Here is a 14,721-nt window from a genome sequence, read left to right on the forward strand (position 1 = left end):
AGAGCAACGGACTGAAAATCCGTGTGTCGGCGGTTCGATTCCGTCCCGAGCCACCTTTTTAATTCAATATATGTTTTGGCGGTTGTGGCGAAGTGGTTAACGCACCAGATTGTGGCTCTGGCATTCGTGGGTTCGATTCCCATCAATCGCCCCAAACAAACATGCGGGTGTAGTTTAGTGGTAAAACCTCAGCCTTCCAAGCTGATGTCGTGGGTTCGATTCCCATCACCCGCTCCATTTTTGTATTGTCATGGGCCTGTAGCTCAGCTGGTTAGAGCGCACGCCTGATAAGCGTGAGGTCGGTGGTTCGAGTCCACTCAGGCCCACCATGACTTTTCTTCCACAGTAGCTCAGTGGTAGAGCTATCGGCTGTTAACCGATCGGTCGCAGGTTCGAATCCTGCCTGTGGAGCCATATGGAGAAGTACTCAAGTGGCTGAAGAGGCGCCCCTGCTAAGGGTGTAGGTCGCGTAAGCGGCGCGAGGGTTCAAATCCCTCCTTCTCCGCCATAAGGCCCGTTGGTCAAGCGGTTAAGACACCGCCCTTTCACGGCGGTAACACGGGTTCGAATCCCGTACGGGTCATTTTAAAAACCTTGCATAGAATGCAAGGTTTTTTTGTTTGCTCAGAAAGCAGGGATATGTTATTAATTCATAGCGTAAATGGTCAATGAAAGAGATGGCAAAATCGCTCCATAATAAATAAGGAATTAGAAGGCAGGCTCAGCTTTGCTGTTTTTACCGGCAGAGATCATAAGAATCAATGTCGTATCGCGACGAACAGGCAATCAATTGATGAGCAGAATCACCTAGAAAGCTTTCGCATACATATACACTGGCTGCTGTAAGTGAAATAAGCGTGAATAAAACAATCGATATGATGCCGATGGCTGATCCGCTCGGTGTCCAGTCTGGTTTTTGCAGCGCGTCGTACCATTCTCGATCAATAGGGAAGCGAAACCCCGCTAAATAGGTGATAAAAACGATTATAACTCCAAAACGATTTCTTTTCTTATTTCCCTTCATTATTCAATACAATAAAGCGATTCCTTTTTTATTTAAATGTGAAACCTCCGCTTACTGAGTGTTCAATTCATCCATCTTCGCTATTTTTACATAAGCGCCGCTAAGCATGGCTGGAGCCGATAATCTTTCCGTGTGAATTAAGGCCGGCTTCACATTGATTTCTCTTATACAGCTGCGGTTCCTTTGACACAGTCTCCGCCATACGTTAAGTCTCTGGATGTTTCCCGTCTTCCGTGTACATAAAGCGTTGTATTAAGCCTATATGTATGAAAAAGACCCCGGAAAAAGCCGGGGCATTAATCATCGTGCAGATCTCCAAAAGTCGTCATGATTCCTTCTTCATCCAGTTCCTGCTCATATTTTTCATGTGCTTTGCTGGGATACACGGATACGTGTTTTCCGGTAATATCTGTCGCGATAAAGTTTTCATAATCCTCGGCATATCCGATGTTTTCTTCTGAGTTCATCGTCATATCGCCGTAGCTGAGCGGCGGGTCTTCTAAATCCTGCGGCGTTCCCGAGTTTCCATACTCTTCGACATCCTGATAGGCGTCTTCACTGTCATAGGCTGCCCGGATCGATTCATCATCGTCGAATTCAAACTGTCCGAATGGCGTTTCTTCTTCGATCGGCCTATCTTTTGAGACGGCGTCTTGTGAGGAATATTCAGCAAGTGTCGTAGCGGTCGGCAGAGCTTCCAGTCTGTCGTAAGGAATTTCTTTGCCGCTGGCTTCGCATATGCCGTATGTGCCATTTTCGATTTTCTTCAGCGAGTAGTTGATGTCGTGAAGATGCTCGCGTTCATGTTCGAGAAGAGCGATATCTTTTTCACGCTCGTATAACTCTGTCGCCTCGTCACCGGGATGATTGTCATAGGAAGACAGTTCTCCGACCGAGTCATAGGGAAATTCAACTGTTAATTGAAAATGGTCATTTTCTTTAAACCGGCTTAAAATATCGTGTTTTGCTTCTTCAAGTTCTTTTTTCAGATGCTCAAGCTGTTCGTTTGTAAGCAATATGATCGCCTCGTTTCTATGTGATGCTTACTGATAGTATGAACGTTTTTACGCTGAAAAATGGTGGATAAAAATAGGTGTTTTTCCTTCTATGACTCAAGACATACAGCGATTGCCGCGAGTGGGGAAAATAATTTCAAGTTTGTTTCTTTATTCATTTGCTCAAAAAGGTTTATAATAAGAAATGCAGGCATTTTGTCGTGCAAATTCTGTGTGTTTGACACAATGTAACCACAGGTGTATTGTATTAAAAGCATTTAACGGATTATGGAGGAATGTCTCATGGTGACAACGGTGCAGCATACGTTCCGAAAGGAAGCAGTCCATGCATTATATAAAACCAAACAAGTCAACCATGCTGTCTTATTGAGCTATTCAAGACGTATTGCGTCTTTGGACCCTCTATCATTTTTCAATTACGGAGCAAAAAAATATAAAGGCAAGCGATTTTTTTGGTCAGAACCCGGTAGTGAATTAACAATAGTCGGTCTCGGCACAGAAGCGTTGTTCCAGTCGGAGGAAAAAAATGAAAAACGGTATCACGACGTTTTTGAACAATGGGAGCGCTTTAAAAAGACGGCTTTTCATATTCATGAGGAAGAACAGGTGCAGCACTCTGCGATAGGTCCTGTCTTATTCGGCGGTTTTTCGTTTAATCCTTCTGAGAAAAGAGGAGATGAGTGGGATGGGTTTGAAGAAGGGCTTTTCTTTATTCCTTCACTCATGCTTACGAAAACAGCTGACGGTGCTTTTCTAACCGTCAATCAATGGGCCGGCGAGGCGGATCAGGCAGAAGATGTGCTCGGACGCCTGAAATCCTTTTCGGAAGCTTTTACGGTTTCTTCTTTGTCGTATGAAGATTATCCGGAATTAACGAAGGCGGAAGAACTTGATGTGGAGAACTGGCTTGAAGCCATTAAAACAGCAACAAATGAAATGAAAGAGAATCAATATGATAAAGTTGTGCTGGCGCGGGAGGTGCTCTTGTCGTATGACGGGCCGATCCCGATTGAAAGCGTGCTGAATAAGCTTTTGACGGATCAAACGACAAGTTATATCTTTGCCTCTGAGCAGGGAAATAAATGCTTTATCGGGGCCTCACCGGAACGTCTTATTAAAAAAGACGGCAAAAACGTGATGTCAACCTGCCTTGCAGGCTCGATCAAACGAGGGAAAGATGAACAAGAAGATGAGCGTTTAGGCCGGGAATTGCTGCATGATGAAAAAAATCTCATGGAGCATGATTTTGTGGTCAAAATGATACACGATGCTTTTTTGGCGAGCTGTCATGAGGTAGAAAAGCCGTCAGGCCCGCAATTATATAAGACAAAAAATGTTCAGCATCTTTATACGCCGATCGTCGGCCGTCTCAAGACGTCAGCTTCGCTTTTTGATTTAATTGAAAAGCTTCATCCTACACCGGCATTGGGAGGCGCTCCTCAACAGAAAGCCGTTGAGGTTATTACTGAGCTTGAGCCGATGACACGCGGATGGTATGCAGCTCCTATCGGCTGGATTGACAGCAGGGAAAACGGAGAATTTGCGGTAGCGATCCGTTCGGGACTGATCGAAGGCAATGAAGCGCGACTGTTTGCAGGATGCGGCATTGTTGAAGATTCCGACCCGCAATCAGAATATGAAGAAACACAAATTAAACTAAAGCCGATGATCTCTGCTTTAGGAGGTGAAAGGCTTTGACAAACCCGATTACCCATTATATCGGAAGTTTTATTGATGAATTTGCTCTTTCAGGTGTAACCGATGCGGTCGTTTGTCCTGGATCGAGGTCTACTCCGCTGGCCGTGTTGGCTGCGGCTCACCCGGATATCAATGTTCATATTCAGATTGACGAACGATCCGCCGGTTTTTTCGCCCTCGGTTTGGCAAAAGCCAGGCAGCGCCCGGTCATGCTGATTTGTACGTCGGGGACGGCTGCGGCGAACTTTTATCCGGCTGTTATTGAAGCGCATTATTCACGTGTGCCGCTTATCGTGCTGACCGCTGACCGTCCTCATGAATTACGTGAAGTAGGGGCGCCTCAAGCGATTAACCAGCATTTTCTGTTCGGTAACTTTGTTAAGTTTTTCACAGACTCGGCTCTTCCCGAGGAACAGCCGCAGATGCTGAGCTACATCCGGACATTGGCCGGCCGCGCTGCCAGTGAAGCGGGCAAGCGTCCGATGGGGCCTGTTCATATCAATGTTCCGCTCAGAGAGCCGTTAATGCCGGATCTCTCCGCGCAGCCTTTTGAAAGAATGAGAACGGGACGCCACGTATCTGTGAAAACAGGCATTCAGTCTGTCGATAAAGAGTCTCTGCGTGATGTTACAGAGCGCCTTGCCGGCGTTCAAAAAGGAATGATCGTCTGCGGAGAGATTCACAGCGACGACGAAAAACAGCATATTATCGCGCTTGCCGAGACGCTTCAATATCCGATTTTGGCGGACCCGCTTTCAAATCTCCGAAACGGAAAACATGATAAGAGTATGATCGTTGATGCCTATGATTCTTTCTTGAAAGATGAAGAGCTGAAAGAGTTCTTGCGTCCTGACGCTGTCATCCGTTTCGGACCGATGCCGGTTTCTAAGCCGCTCTTTTTATGGCTGAGGGATGATCCTGCCATTGAGCAGTTCATTATTGATGAGGATGGCGGCTGGAGGGATCCTACACAGGCCGGCGCACATATGATTCATTGCCATCCGTCAGTCTTTCTGGAAGCTGTCTGTTCCGCTGAAGGCGCAAAACGGCATTCGGACTGGCTGGAAAAATGGCAGTTTGTCAATGAGCGGTTCCGCAGTCATTTGCAAGCCGCAAGTATGGATGATCTGTCGTTTGAAGGAAATGTATATCGGGAGCTTCAGCATCTTGTTCCAGAAAACAGTTCACTTTTTGTCGGCAACAGTATGCCGATCCGTGATGTGGATACGTTTTTTGAAAAACAGGACCGTTCCTTCCGTATATATGCCAACCGCGGCGCAAACGGAATAGATGGGGTTGTTTCTTCGGCTATGGGGCTGTGTGAAGGGACGAAAGCCCCTGTAACGCTTGTAATCGGAGATTTATCGTTTTATCATGATTTAAACGGGCTGTTAGCGGCTAAGAAGCTTGGCATTCCGCTTACAGTCATTTTGATTAATAATGACGGCGGCGGGATTTTCTCATTTTTGCCGCAGGCTTCTGATAAAACACATTTTGAAGAGCTGTTCGGCACGCCGACAGGCCTTGATTTTCAGCATGCAGCCGCTCTTTACGGGGGCACGTATACATGCCCGGATACATGGGAAGCCTTCAGAGCTGCATATGGTCCTCAGGCGGACAAGCCCGGCCTTCACATTATCGAGCTGAAAACAGATCGCACATCAAGGGTTCAGTTCCATCGCGAGCTGCTGCAATCCGCCGTGCGGGAAGTGAAAAAAGAATGGAAACTGTAAACATCAAAATGGCGGACGGAGTGTGCTATCGTGCTGCTGATAGCGGACATCATGCATCGGAAGCACTTGTATTTCTTCATGGATTCACAGGCAGCAAAGAATCCTGGATGTTTTTGCAGGATACGTTTCCGGGTGAACGTTTGGTGATGATAGACTGCTTAGGGCACGGCGAATCAGACGCGCCGTTACAAGCGGTAAGGTACAGCACGAGCCGGCAAGTTTCAGACCTTGCCGCCATTTTTGATCAATTAAAACTTCACAAAGTGAAACTTATTGGTTATTCTATGGGGGGCAGGCTTGCGTATTCATTTGCGCAGGTGTTTCCTGACCGTGTGTCGGCTCTTGTTTTAGAAAGTTCGACTCCCGGCCTGGGCACGCTTCAAGAACGCAAAAACAGAATTCAGTCTGACCGGAAGCTTGCGGATTTTATTTTGCGGGACGGCATTGAATCATTTGTTGATTATTGGGAGAACATCCCTCTGTTTGCCACACAGCTTTCCCTTCCTGAAGGCGTGCGGAAGAACATCAGGTCAGGCAGATTGAAAAATAATCCGGCCGGACTTGCAGGCAGCTTACTCGGAATGGGGACTGGATCACAGCCTTCTTGGTGGGATGCATTAGATAACATCAAAGCGCCCGTTCTTCTGATATGCGGGGAATGGGATGAAAAATTTTGCGTTATTAATCAAAAGGTGCATAACCGGCTTCCATCGAGTAAAATAGAGGTTGTCAAACAGGCTGGCCATACGGTTCATGTGGAACAGCCGCGAATTTTTGGTAAGATAATAAGTGAGTTTTTATCGTCGGAACAAGCATAACTGAGATGCTGTTTCGGCAGCTCACATGTAAAATTAAAGGAGGTCATATATATGGCTGCAGAATGGAAAAGCGAACGTCAGTACGATGAAATATTGTACGAGACGTATAACGGCATTGCAAAAATAACAATTAATCGTCCGGAGGTACATAACGCATTTACTCCTAAAACGGTGTCTGAAATGATTGACGCATTTGCTTACGCGCGTGATGATTCCAACATCGGTGTTATCGTGCTTGCGGGTGCGGGAGATAAGGCGTTTTGTTCAGGCGGAGACCAAAAAGTGCGCGGTCACGGCGGATATGTCGGTGACGATCAGATCCCTCGTCTGAATGTGCTTGATCTTCAGCGTTTGATCCGTGTCATTCCTAAGCCGGTTGTGGCAATGGTATCTGGTTATGCCATCGGCGGAGGCCATGTGCTTCATATCGTATGTGATTTGACGATTGCTGCGGATAACGCGATTTTCGGACAAACAGGCCCGAAAGTAGGAAGCTTTGATGCCGGTTACGGTTCTGGTTACCTTGCGCGTATCGTCGGACATAAAAAAGCACGTGAAATCTGGTACCTGTGCCGTCAATACAATGCACAGGAAGCACTCGACATGGGACTTGTCAATACAGTTGTTCCGTTAGAGCAGCTTGAGGAAGAAACCATCAAATGGTGTGAGGAAATGCTTGAGAAAAGCCCGACCGCACTTCGTTTCCTTAAAGCGGCGTTTAACGCAGATACAGACGGACTTGCCGGAATTCAGCAATTTGCGGGAGACGCAACGCTTCTTTATTACACGACAGACGAAGCGAAAGAAGGCCGCGATTCCTTTAAAGAAAAACGCAGTCCCGATTTCGGTCAATTCCCTCGTTTTCCGTGATCAGATGACACTTCGAAACAGCTTGAGCCATTCTGGTCCAAGCTGTTTTCTTTTCAAAATCAGTACTTTTACCTCGGAGATGATAACATGCTGACAGAACAGCCTAACTGGCTCATTCAAAGGACGCAGCTCACACCAGAGAGAACGGCTCTCATATTTGAAAACCAAAGTTTCACATTCAGAGAATTATATGAAGCTTCTAAACAAATGGCGGCGCGGCTTTCCGCATGCTGCTCGCTGAGAAAAGGCGACCGTGTTGCGATTTTGCTTTCTAACCGAGCGGAGATGGTCTTTGCCGTACATGCCTGCTTTTTACTGGGCGCTGAAGCGGTGCTGTTAAATACGAAGCTGTCAAAACAAGAAAGACTGTTTCAGCTTGAAGATTCGAAGGCGGTGCTGTTACTGACGGATTCCGGTTTTTGCCGCCGGGAATACGACTCTGTGATTGCGACGGCCGACGTGGACGAGCTTCAAGCGGCTGAGGCGGAAGACATTGAAGTTGAGGCTTATATGAAGCTTGATGATACGGCGACTTTAATGTACACGTCAGGAACGACAGGGAGACCGAAGGGGGTTCAGCAAACGTTCGGAAACCATTATTCAAGCGCTGTATCTTCAGCTTTGAATCTGGGGGTCACAGAGCGGGACCGCTGGCTGATTGCGCTGCCTCTGTTTCATATCAGCGGGCTGTCCGCGCTGTTTAAATCGGTCATTTACGGCATGCCTGTTGTGCTTCATCAAAAATTTTCCGTCAGTGATGTACTGGACAGTATCAGCCGCCACCGGGTTACGATCATATCTGTGGTGCAGACGATGCTTTCCGGTCTGCTGTCGGAGACGGATCACTGTCCTGAATCTCTCAGATGCATCCTGCTTGGCGGAGGCCCTGCACCGCTTCCGCTCCTTGAAGAGTGCCGCCAGAAACAATTTCCGGTGTTTCAATCGTACGGTCTGACTGAAACCTGCTCACAGATCGTCACGCTTTCTCCCGAATTCAGTATGGAAAAGCTCGGCTCGGCAGGAAAGCCGCTGTTTTCATGTGAGATTTCGATTGAGAAAGACGGCAACAAGTGTGCGCCGTTTGAACACGGTGAAATTACGGTCAAAGGGCCGAATGTGATGAAAGGTTACTATAACCGTGATGAAGCCAATCAAGCGGCTTTTGAAAACGGCTGGTTTAAGACTGGAGATCTTGGCTATTTAGATGAAGACGGTTTTTTGTTTGTTCTGGACAGACGTTCTGATCTCATTATTTCGGGCGGAGAAAACATTTACCCCGCTGAAGTCGAGGCAGTGCTGCTTGCACATCCCGCAGTTGCTGAAGCGGGTGTTTCGGGAGCTGAAGATCCAAAGTGGGGAAGGGTCCCGCACGCATTTCTCGTGTTAACCTCTCCGGTCAGTTCGGACGAGCTGGCCGCCTTTTGCCGTGAACGGCTTGCAAAATATAAAATTCCGGCTGAATTTTTCTCAGCGGAGGAGCTGCCGCGAAACGCGTCAAATAAATTAATGAGACACCGGCTGAATGATCTTCGTAAAGGAGAGCTGTCATGATTAAGATAGAAAAAATCACCCTTTATCATGTAAGTATGAGGCTGAAAAAACCGTTTAAAACAAGTATCGAAACGCTTCAAGACCGGAAGTTTTTGATTCTTGAAGCCATAGATGAATCCGGTGAAGCCGGCTGGGGGGAAGTATCCGCGTTTTCTTCTCCCTGGTATACAGAAGAAACGATTCAAACATGCGCGCATATGCTTAAGGATTTCTTTATCCCCAATATAGTGGGGCGTGAGTTTTTCCATCCGTCTGAGGTGCCGGACAGCCTCGCGCGTTTTAAGGGAAACCGTATGGCAAAGGCCGGGCTGGAATCTGCCGTGTGGGATTTATACGCAAAGAAAAAAGGCATTTCTCTTGCTGAAGCCCTCGGCGGCAAAAGGGATAAAGTTCCCGCCGGCGTCGTAGTGGGGCTCGCTCCGATTGAAGATATGCTTCGGGAAATTGAGCAATATGTAAAAGAGGGTTATCAAAGAATAAAAATAAAAATTCAGCCGGGTCGGGATATTGATTTAGTGAAAGCTATACGCAGCCGTTTTCCGAACGTGCCGCTGATGGCGGACGCAAATTCGGCATATGAACTGAAAGACATCAGCAGGCTGAAGGAATTGGATGAATTTCATTTAATGATGATAGAGCAGCCGCTTGAGGCAGATGACATTGTCGATCACCGCCACCTGCAAAAGCATTTGAGAACGGCCATATGCCTTGATGAGAGCATTTGCTCGGCGGATGACGCAAGACGGGCTATTGAGCTTGGAAGCTGTAAAATCATTAACATTAAGCCGGCACGGGTCGGCGGCCTGACGGAGGCGCTTAAAATTCACGACTTGTGCAGAGAGCATCAAATGCCGGTATGGTGCGGGGGAATGTTTGAGACGGGCATTTCCCGGGCGCAGAGCGCGGCGCTTGCCTCGCTGCCCCAATTTACGATACCGGGCGATATTTCGTCATCCTCCCGATACTGGGAAGAGGATATCGTAACCCCTGATATTCGTATTGACGAGGGTTTTATTTCTGTTCCGAACGGGCCCGGTTTGGGTGTGGAAGTCAATCAAGAGGTTATGAGAAAATATGTTACCCAAATGGATGTTTTCACAACAAACAGCTGATAAAATGAAATTTTAGTAAGTTGAGCGCATGGCGCGCCGCTGTTATATTGAAATTGTTCACATTTTATCCCCTTCTCGTTTGAACCGGCTATCAGCCGGTTTTTTTATTTAGCAGACACTTGACATACGATCATTTTGCACAAAGGAAACTGATGGCAGATGTCTTTTTTCTGCTGGCGTTACTGTTTTCGCCTTCACAGGGGCTGACCTCTAAAAGGCTTGCGGCACGCAAAGTAAAAAGAGCTGTATGAAAACAGCTCTTCTCTTTTTTTACAAATCTTGAGGTTTAAAGGTTTTGCAATCCGTTTCTTCACTTTTTTCAGCTGTATCGCCCGTATGGCTGACAACATAAATCGCATCAGCTGTACATTTGTTTCCTTGATCCCAATATGAACAGTTGTTAACTTCGCACAGAATTTTTTGTTTCATTGTGAAACTCTCCCTCCAAGATAAAAGGTACGCCTTTAGTATAGCCAGCCTTACATGTGCTATTCCTCTTGGCGGATATAACGTTTATCTTTCATGAATAACTTCCAAAAGAAATAAAATCCCGGAAATAAGACGATGAAAGCAACGATATAAGTCATGAACAGCGCCCTGAACGTTGCAGGCTCTGTAAAGCCGGACATGATGGTGATATCTGGATAGATCATATAAGGGAGATGCGCCCGCCCGTATGCATAGCTTGCCAAGAAATATTGAACCGCAATCGCTATCATGGCGATTCTCGGCTTGCCGAGGTTTTGTCCGAAACGTTTATTCGGCAAAAACAAAGCAACACCCGCAATAATAAATGTAATGACAGAAAGAATCAGCCACGTCACATCCTTCATCATCCCGGCATACAGCCAGCCGGCTTCAGTGCGTAAAGTCAGCATAATGAAAATCGCAAAAAGAAGAGACAGAGGCCCTGTTATTAACGCGCTCCGCCTGTAAATGCGGTATGCGTGCTCCTCTTCCGCCGCATTGGAAAAATCGGCCAAAAGCAGCGAAGATAAAAATAAAGTAGTTAAGATGGCAAAGCCGATAAAAGCATAAGTGTTCAGGCTCGTGAACACACTGACCAAATTCAGGTGATACACTCCGCCCGCTTTTTCGATAAAACCGCCGTGTGTCACCGGAAGCACAAGAATAAGCACTGCCGGTATGATAAAGCCTGAGATTCCGGAAATATATCTCATGATTTTTCTTTCTTTCGCCGTGTTGGAAAAGACGAGAAAACCGCTTCGGATGGCTAAAAGCAGCAAAATGATACTCCCCGGAATTAATAAAACGGTTCCCAGCACGAAAGTCGCCCCCGGAAAGAAGCTGAAAAGGGCGACAACGATCGCGACGATAAAGACGTTGGTCACTTCCCATGTCGGTGACAAATAACGGTTGGCGATGTTTGTCGCTTTTGTTTGTTCTTTATTTAAATAAATCATGGACCAAAAACCGGCTCCGAAGTCCATCGTCGCCATGACCGCGTAGATAAACACGAAACCCCATACGATTGAAATCGCGATGAGAGCATCCATAGTAATGTCCATTTCTATTCAGCCCTTCCTATTGTTAAGATTCTGCCGCTTTTACATCCTCCTCGACAGGATGCTTGCGGAAATAATAAAGCAGCACATAAATGACTGCCGCAGCCAAAATGGCATAAACAACCGTAAACAGAATAAACAGAACGCCGATCGAACCCGTTGTCGTTACAACATCCGATGTTTTCAGCAGGTGGTAAATGACCCACGGCTGCCTGCCCGTACAAGCGAATATCCATCCGAACTCAATCCCGATTAAACTAAGCGGGCCGGCGGTTAAAAATAAAATCAGCAGCCATCTCGGAAAGCTGTCTTTTTTTAAGATTTTTCTCCAAACGATGCCGATGACAGAGTACAGAATCAGCAACATGCCGATTCCGACCATTCCGTTAAACAGCGTATGGATAAATAAAGGCGGCCATTCGTCTTTCGGAAATGCATTCAATCCTTTTACGACGGTGTCAAAACTGTTCGCCGCTAAAAAGCTTAAAGCCCACGGCACTTCTATCGCCCATTTCACCTTTTCTTCTTTTGCATCCGTAAAACCGCCGATCGCAAGCGGGGCATGTGATCTTGTTTCAAATAATCCTTCAGCGCCCGCAAGCTTTTCCGGCTGGTATTGGTAAAGGAGCTGGGCTGACTCGTGTCCGTTTAAAGAAGCGGCAATCGAAAAAATGCCGCCGATTGTTAAAGCAAGCAGCAGCGCTTTCCGGTGAAAACGATAAACCTGTTCCTGCTTTCTCGTTCTCAGCATTTTATAAGCCGCTACTGACGCGACAATAAACGCGCCTGTCATAAAAGCGGTCAGAACGACATGGCCTGCGGTGGTAAAAAAACTCGGATTGAAAAACGCAGCCCACGGTTCAACGTCTGTTATTTTGCCGTTCAAAATTTTAAATCCGGCCGGCGTTCCTTCAAATGCGTGGACATTTGTAATTAAGACGGCAGATGCCGCAGCGCCGATTAAAACAAAAACAACGGCGATGATACGCATGGCCGGAGTCAGCCGGTCAGCAGCATATACATAAATGGACATAAACAGCGCCTCAATAAAAAACGCGTAGATTTCAATCTGAAACGGAAGCGACATGACTCTGCCGATGACTTCCATAAATCCCGGCCATAACAGGGCGAGCTGTGTTCCTGCAATCGTCCCGGTCGGAATCGCCACACCGAGCAAAACGGCCTGCGCTTTCGTCCACCTTTTCGCCATAATGGCATAGTGCGGATCTTTTGTTTTTTGATAAATCAATTCAGCCATTAAAATCATAAGAGGCAAACCTACCCCTAAAGTCGCGAAAATAATATGAAAGCCCATAGTGGTCCCGAACAGGCTTCTGGCTAATACTAAATCATCCACGATCATAAACCGCCTTTCTGAATTACCGTTTTATGTAATGTGGTCATATTATTTGCCGAGTCAATTAGATTATTCTTCTTATTCCAGAAATGTACAGGGTTTAGAAATCAAAGGATCGGGGCATATATGATTGACAAGGGCCTTGTAGAAGGTGTAGAATAAAACGTAACTATTACGATTTAGGAAAGGGAGATCAGCTATGAAAAAAGACATCCATCCGGATAACCATCAAGTGATTTTTCAAGATGTAAACAGCGGCTACCGTTTTTTAAGCCGTTCAACTAGAACATCTGAGGAAACCGCCCAGTGGGAAGACGGAAACACATACCCGGTGATTAAAGTAGAGGTCAGCTCGGATACGCATCCATTTTATACGGGCCGGCAAAAATTCAACGAAAAAGGCGGAAGAGTGGAACAGTTTAACAAAAGATACAATATGGGAAAATGAGACAAACCCCGGCGGTTTGTCTTTTTTATTAACCAGTCTGTTACTTTTTCATCAAGTGCCGGGGATGACGAAAAGCCGGGATTTGTGTTATATTGTGTATAAAAACGCAGAAAGGAAACACCAAGATGAGTCTACTAAACGATATCCTGCAATTTAATGAGCAGTTCATTGAAAAGAAAGATTATGAAAAATATCAAACCTCTAAATTCCCTGATAAAAAGATGGCGATTTTGTCTTGTATGGACACCCGTCTCGTGGAATTGCTGCCGCATGCGATGAACATGCGAAACGGTGATGTGAAAATTATTAAAAGTGCGGGCGCGCTCGTTTCCCACCCATTCGGGAGCATTATGCGGAGCCTGTTGGTCGCCGTTTACGAGTTAAACGCAGATGAAGTTTGCGTTATCGGCCACCATGATTGCGGAATGAGCAAAATTAACAGCGAGGATATGCTCGATAAAATCGTTGAGCGGGGCATCCCGAAAGAGCGGATTGACATGCTGAAAAACTCAGGCGTCGACCTTGACCAGTGGCTGAAGAGCTTTGATTCTGTAGAAGCAAGCGTCACTGACAGTGTAAACGTCATTAAAAATCATCCGCTTTTCCCTGATAATGTGCCGGTGCACGGTCTTGTGATCGATCCGAAAACCGGAAAACTTGACCTCGTCATCGACGGCTATCAACACATGAACTAATTCTTTCGTTTTTTTTCAGGTACGGGATCAACGCCGCCCGGATGAAGCGGGTGACACTTCAAAATACGTTTAAGCGTCAGCCATCCTCCTTTTACCGCGCCGTGTGTCTTTATGGCTTCAATTCCGTATTGTGAACAAGTCGGATAAAAGCGGCATGACGGCGGCGTCAGAGGAGAAATGAATTTTTGGTATCCGCGGATTATGGCGATAAATAAGGTTTTCATCGTAAAGCCCCTTTCTGATGCTAGTATAGAAAAAAAAATTCAGATTGAAAAGCTTCTGCCATAATTCTTATCGGAAAACTGTGTTATAATGGGTCCATATTCTAAAAAAAGGGAGTGCCATTATGCCTTCAGTAGAAAGTTTTGAGCTTGACCATAATGCGGTTGTGGCTCCGTATGTAAGACATTGCGGAGTGCATAAAGTCGGAACAGACGGCGTCGTGAATAAATTTGACATTCGTTTTTGTCAGCCGAACAAACAGGCGATGAAGCCGGATACGATTCATACGCTTGAGCACTTGCTTGCGTTTACGATTCGTACGCATTCTGAGAAATACGATCACTTCGACATCATTGATATATCACCAATGGGCTGCCAAACAGGCTATTATCTCGTTGTCAGCGGCGAACCGACAGCTGAAGAAATTGTTGATTTGCTTGATGCGACACTGAATGAAGCGATTGATATTACGGAAATTCCCGCAGCCAACGAAAAACAGTGCGGACAGGCGAAGCTTCACGATTTAGAAGGCGCCAAACGTCTCATGCGCTTCTGGCTTTCACAGGATAAAGAAGAATTGCTGAAAGTTTTCGGATAAAAAAGTAAGCCCTTTTGCTAATGCAAAAGGGCTTTTTTACATATTTCTAAAAA

General features: G+C 46.3%; 14 protein-coding genes, 6 tRNA genes and 1 pseudogene. 15 read left to right on the forward strand and 6 right to left on the reverse strand.

Annotation, left to right across the window (positions count from 1 at the left end; translation table 11 throughout):
• Positions 1-78 precede the first annotated feature (78 nt).
• The 6 genes from KY305_RS09795 (at position 79) to KY305_RS09820 (ending at position 583) form a co-directional block, all read left to right on the forward strand.
• Positions 79-154, forward strand: a tRNA-His gene (locus KY305_RS09795).
• 9 nt (positions 155-163) lie between these two features.
• Positions 164-237 (forward strand) — tRNA-Gly (locus KY305_RS09800).
• Positions 238-252: 15 nt separating this feature from the next.
• Positions 253-329 (forward strand) — tRNA-Ile (locus KY305_RS09805).
• Positions 330-339: 10 nt separating this feature from the next.
• Positions 340-414: transfer RNA gene (locus tag KY305_RS09810), tRNA-Asn, on the forward strand.
• A gap of 3 nt (positions 415-417) precedes the next feature.
• A tRNA-Ser gene (locus KY305_RS09815) sits at positions 418-508 on the forward strand.
• A 3-nt stretch (positions 509-511) separates the two neighbouring features.
• Positions 512-583: transfer RNA gene (locus tag KY305_RS09820), tRNA-Glu, on the forward strand.
• 62 nt (positions 584-645) lie between these two features.
• On the opposite strand, the pseudogene KY305_RS20340 reads toward KY305_RS09820, so the two are convergent.
• Positions 646-1,024, reverse strand: a pseudogene (locus tag KY305_RS20340) (TspO/MBR family protein).
• Between the two features lie 296 nt (positions 1,025-1,320).
• On the reverse strand, positions 1,321-2,040 hold the full coding sequence (locus KY305_RS09830; RefSeq protein WP_223062366.1) for a TraR/DksA C4-type zinc finger protein: 720 nt from the start codon (positions 2,038-2,040) through the stop codon (positions 1,321-1,323).
• A gap of 282 nt (positions 2,041-2,322) precedes the next feature.
• Between KY305_RS09830 and KY305_RS09835 the strand changes: the two genes are divergently transcribed.
• The 6 genes from KY305_RS09835 to menC all read left to right on the forward strand — a co-directional run bounded on the left by KY305_RS09835 (position 2,323) and on the right by menC (position 9,822).
• Positions 2,323-3,738, forward strand: a complete 1,416-nt coding sequence (locus KY305_RS09835) for an isochorismate synthase (RefSeq protein ID WP_223062367.1) — start codon at positions 2,323-2,325, stop codon at positions 3,736-3,738.
• Entirely contained in the window at positions 3,735-5,471 is a 1,737-nt protein-coding gene (menD, locus tag KY305_RS09840) for a 2-succinyl-5-enolpyruvyl-6-hydroxy-3-cyclohexene-1-carboxylic-acid synthase (protein WP_223062368.1), read from the forward strand. The genes KY305_RS09835 and menD overlap by 4 nt, the downstream gene beginning before the upstream one ends.
• The gene (menH, locus tag KY305_RS09845) at positions 5,459-6,289 is read left to right on the forward strand and encodes a 2-succinyl-6-hydroxy-2,4-cyclohexadiene-1-carboxylate synthase (protein WP_223062369.1); all 831 of its coding nucleotides are present in this window, start codon (positions 5,459-5,461) and stop codon (positions 6,287-6,289) included. The genes menD and menH overlap by 13 nt, the downstream gene beginning before the upstream one ends.
• A gap of 51 nt (positions 6,290-6,340) precedes the next feature.
• Entirely contained in the window at positions 6,341-7,159 is an 819-nt protein-coding gene (gene menB / locus KY305_RS09850; RefSeq protein WP_214803808.1) for a 1,4-dihydroxy-2-naphthoyl-CoA synthase, read from the forward strand.
• A gap of 87 nt (positions 7,160-7,246) precedes the next feature.
• Positions 7,247-8,710 carry an o-succinylbenzoate--CoA ligase gene (locus KY305_RS09855; protein WP_223062370.1) on the forward strand — a complete coding sequence of 488 codons (1,464 nt, stop codon included), beginning with the start codon at positions 7,247-7,249 and terminating at the stop codon, positions 8,708-8,710.
• On the forward strand, positions 8,707-9,822 hold the full coding sequence (menC, locus tag KY305_RS09860; RefSeq protein WP_223062371.1) for an o-succinylbenzoate synthase: 1,116 nt from the start codon (positions 8,707-8,709) through the stop codon (positions 9,820-9,822). Before KY305_RS09855 ends, menC begins: the two co-directional genes overlap by 4 nt.
• Before the next feature lie 270 nt (positions 9,823-10,092).
• On the opposite strand, the gene KY305_RS09865 is transcribed toward menC, so the two are convergent.
• The 3 genes from KY305_RS09865 to KY305_RS09875 are packed head-to-tail and all read right to left on the reverse strand — an operon-like array spanning position 10,093 to position 12,705.
• Positions 10,093-10,251, reverse strand: a complete 159-nt coding sequence (locus tag KY305_RS09865) for a DUF1540 domain-containing protein (protein WP_214803802.1) — start codon at positions 10,249-10,251, stop codon at positions 10,093-10,095.
• A gap of 59 nt (positions 10,252-10,310) precedes the next feature.
• Positions 10,311-11,351, reverse strand: coding sequence for a cytochrome d ubiquinol oxidase subunit II (locus KY305_RS09870; protein WP_223062372.1), 1,041 nt, complete (start codon positions 11,349-11,351; stop codon positions 10,311-10,313).
• A gap of 22 nt (positions 11,352-11,373) precedes the next feature.
• Complete coding sequence (locus KY305_RS09875) at positions 11,374-12,705, reverse strand: cytochrome ubiquinol oxidase subunit I (RefSeq protein WP_223062373.1); 1,332 nt, start codon at positions 12,703-12,705, stop codon at positions 11,374-11,376.
• 199 nt (positions 12,706-12,904) lie between these two features.
• Between KY305_RS09875 and KY305_RS09880 the strand changes: the two genes are divergently transcribed.
• Both KY305_RS09880 and KY305_RS09885 read left to right on the forward strand, forming a co-directional pair.
• Positions 12,905-13,153 carry a type B 50S ribosomal protein L31 gene (locus tag KY305_RS09880; protein WP_061520053.1) on the forward strand — a complete coding sequence of 83 codons (249 nt, stop codon included), beginning with the start codon at positions 12,905-12,907 and terminating at the stop codon, positions 13,151-13,153.
• A 125-nt stretch (positions 13,154-13,278) separates the two neighbouring features.
• Complete coding sequence (locus KY305_RS09885) at positions 13,279-13,848, forward strand: beta-class carbonic anhydrase (protein ID WP_223062374.1); 570 nt, start codon at positions 13,279-13,281, stop codon at positions 13,846-13,848.
• On the opposite strand, the gene yidD is transcribed toward KY305_RS09885, so the two are convergent.
• Complete coding sequence (gene yidD, locus KY305_RS09890; protein WP_214803792.1) at positions 13,845-14,072, reverse strand: membrane protein insertion efficiency factor YidD; 228 nt, start codon at positions 14,070-14,072, stop codon at positions 13,845-13,847. The two genes, KY305_RS09885 and yidD, sit on opposite strands and share 4 nt — an antisense overlap.
• A gap of 122 nt (positions 14,073-14,194) precedes the next feature.
• On the opposite strand from yidD, the gene KY305_RS09895 reads away from it, so the two are divergent.
• The gene (locus KY305_RS09895) at positions 14,195-14,668 is read left to right on the forward strand and encodes an S-ribosylhomocysteine lyase (RefSeq protein WP_223062375.1); all 474 of its coding nucleotides are present in this window, start codon (positions 14,195-14,197) and stop codon (positions 14,666-14,668) included.
• Positions 14,669-14,721: the final 53 nt, after the last annotated feature.

Origin of the sequence: Bacillus sp. YC2 (assembly GCF_019891195.1) — a bacterium.
Classification (GTDB): Bacteria; Bacillota; Bacilli; order Bacillales; family Bacillaceae; genus Bacillus.

Coding starts and splice junctions, on each gene's coding strand:
- KY305_RS09835 (WP_223062367.1), top strand. CDS start 2,323: ATGGTGACAACGGTGCAGCATACGTTCCGAAAGGAAGCAGTCCATGCA.
- menH (WP_223062369.1), top strand. CDS start 5,459: ATGGAAACTGTAAACATCAAAATGGCGGACGGAGTGTGCTATCGTGCT.
- menB (WP_214803808.1), top strand. CDS start 6,341: ATGGCTGCAGAATGGAAAAGCGAACGTCAGTACGATGAAATATTGTAC.
- KY305_RS09855 (WP_223062370.1), top strand. CDS start 7,247: ATGCTGACAGAACAGCCTAACTGGCTCATTCAAAGGACGCAGCTCACA.
- menC (WP_223062371.1), top strand. CDS start 8,707: ATGATTAAGATAGAAAAAATCACCCTTTATCATGTAAGTATGAGGCTG.
- KY305_RS09865 (WP_214803802.1), bottom strand. CDS start 10,251: ATGAAACAAAAAATTCTGTGCGAAGTTAACAACTGTTCATATTGGGAT.
- KY305_RS09870 (WP_223062372.1), bottom strand. CDS start 11,351: ATGGACATTACTATGGATGCTCTCATCGCGATTTCAATCGTATGGGGT.
- KY305_RS09880 (WP_061520053.1), top strand. CDS start 12,905: ATGAAAAAAGACATCCATCCGGATAACCATCAAGTGATTTTTCAAGAT.
- KY305_RS09885 (WP_223062374.1), top strand. CDS start 13,279: ATGAGTCTACTAAACGATATCCTGCAATTTAATGAGCAGTTCATTGAA.
- yidD (WP_214803792.1), bottom strand. CDS start 14,072: ATGAAAACCTTATTTATCGCCATAATCCGCGGATACCAAAAATTCATT.
- KY305_RS09895 (WP_223062375.1), top strand. CDS start 14,195: ATGCCTTCAGTAGAAAGTTTTGAGCTTGACCATAATGCGGTTGTGGCT.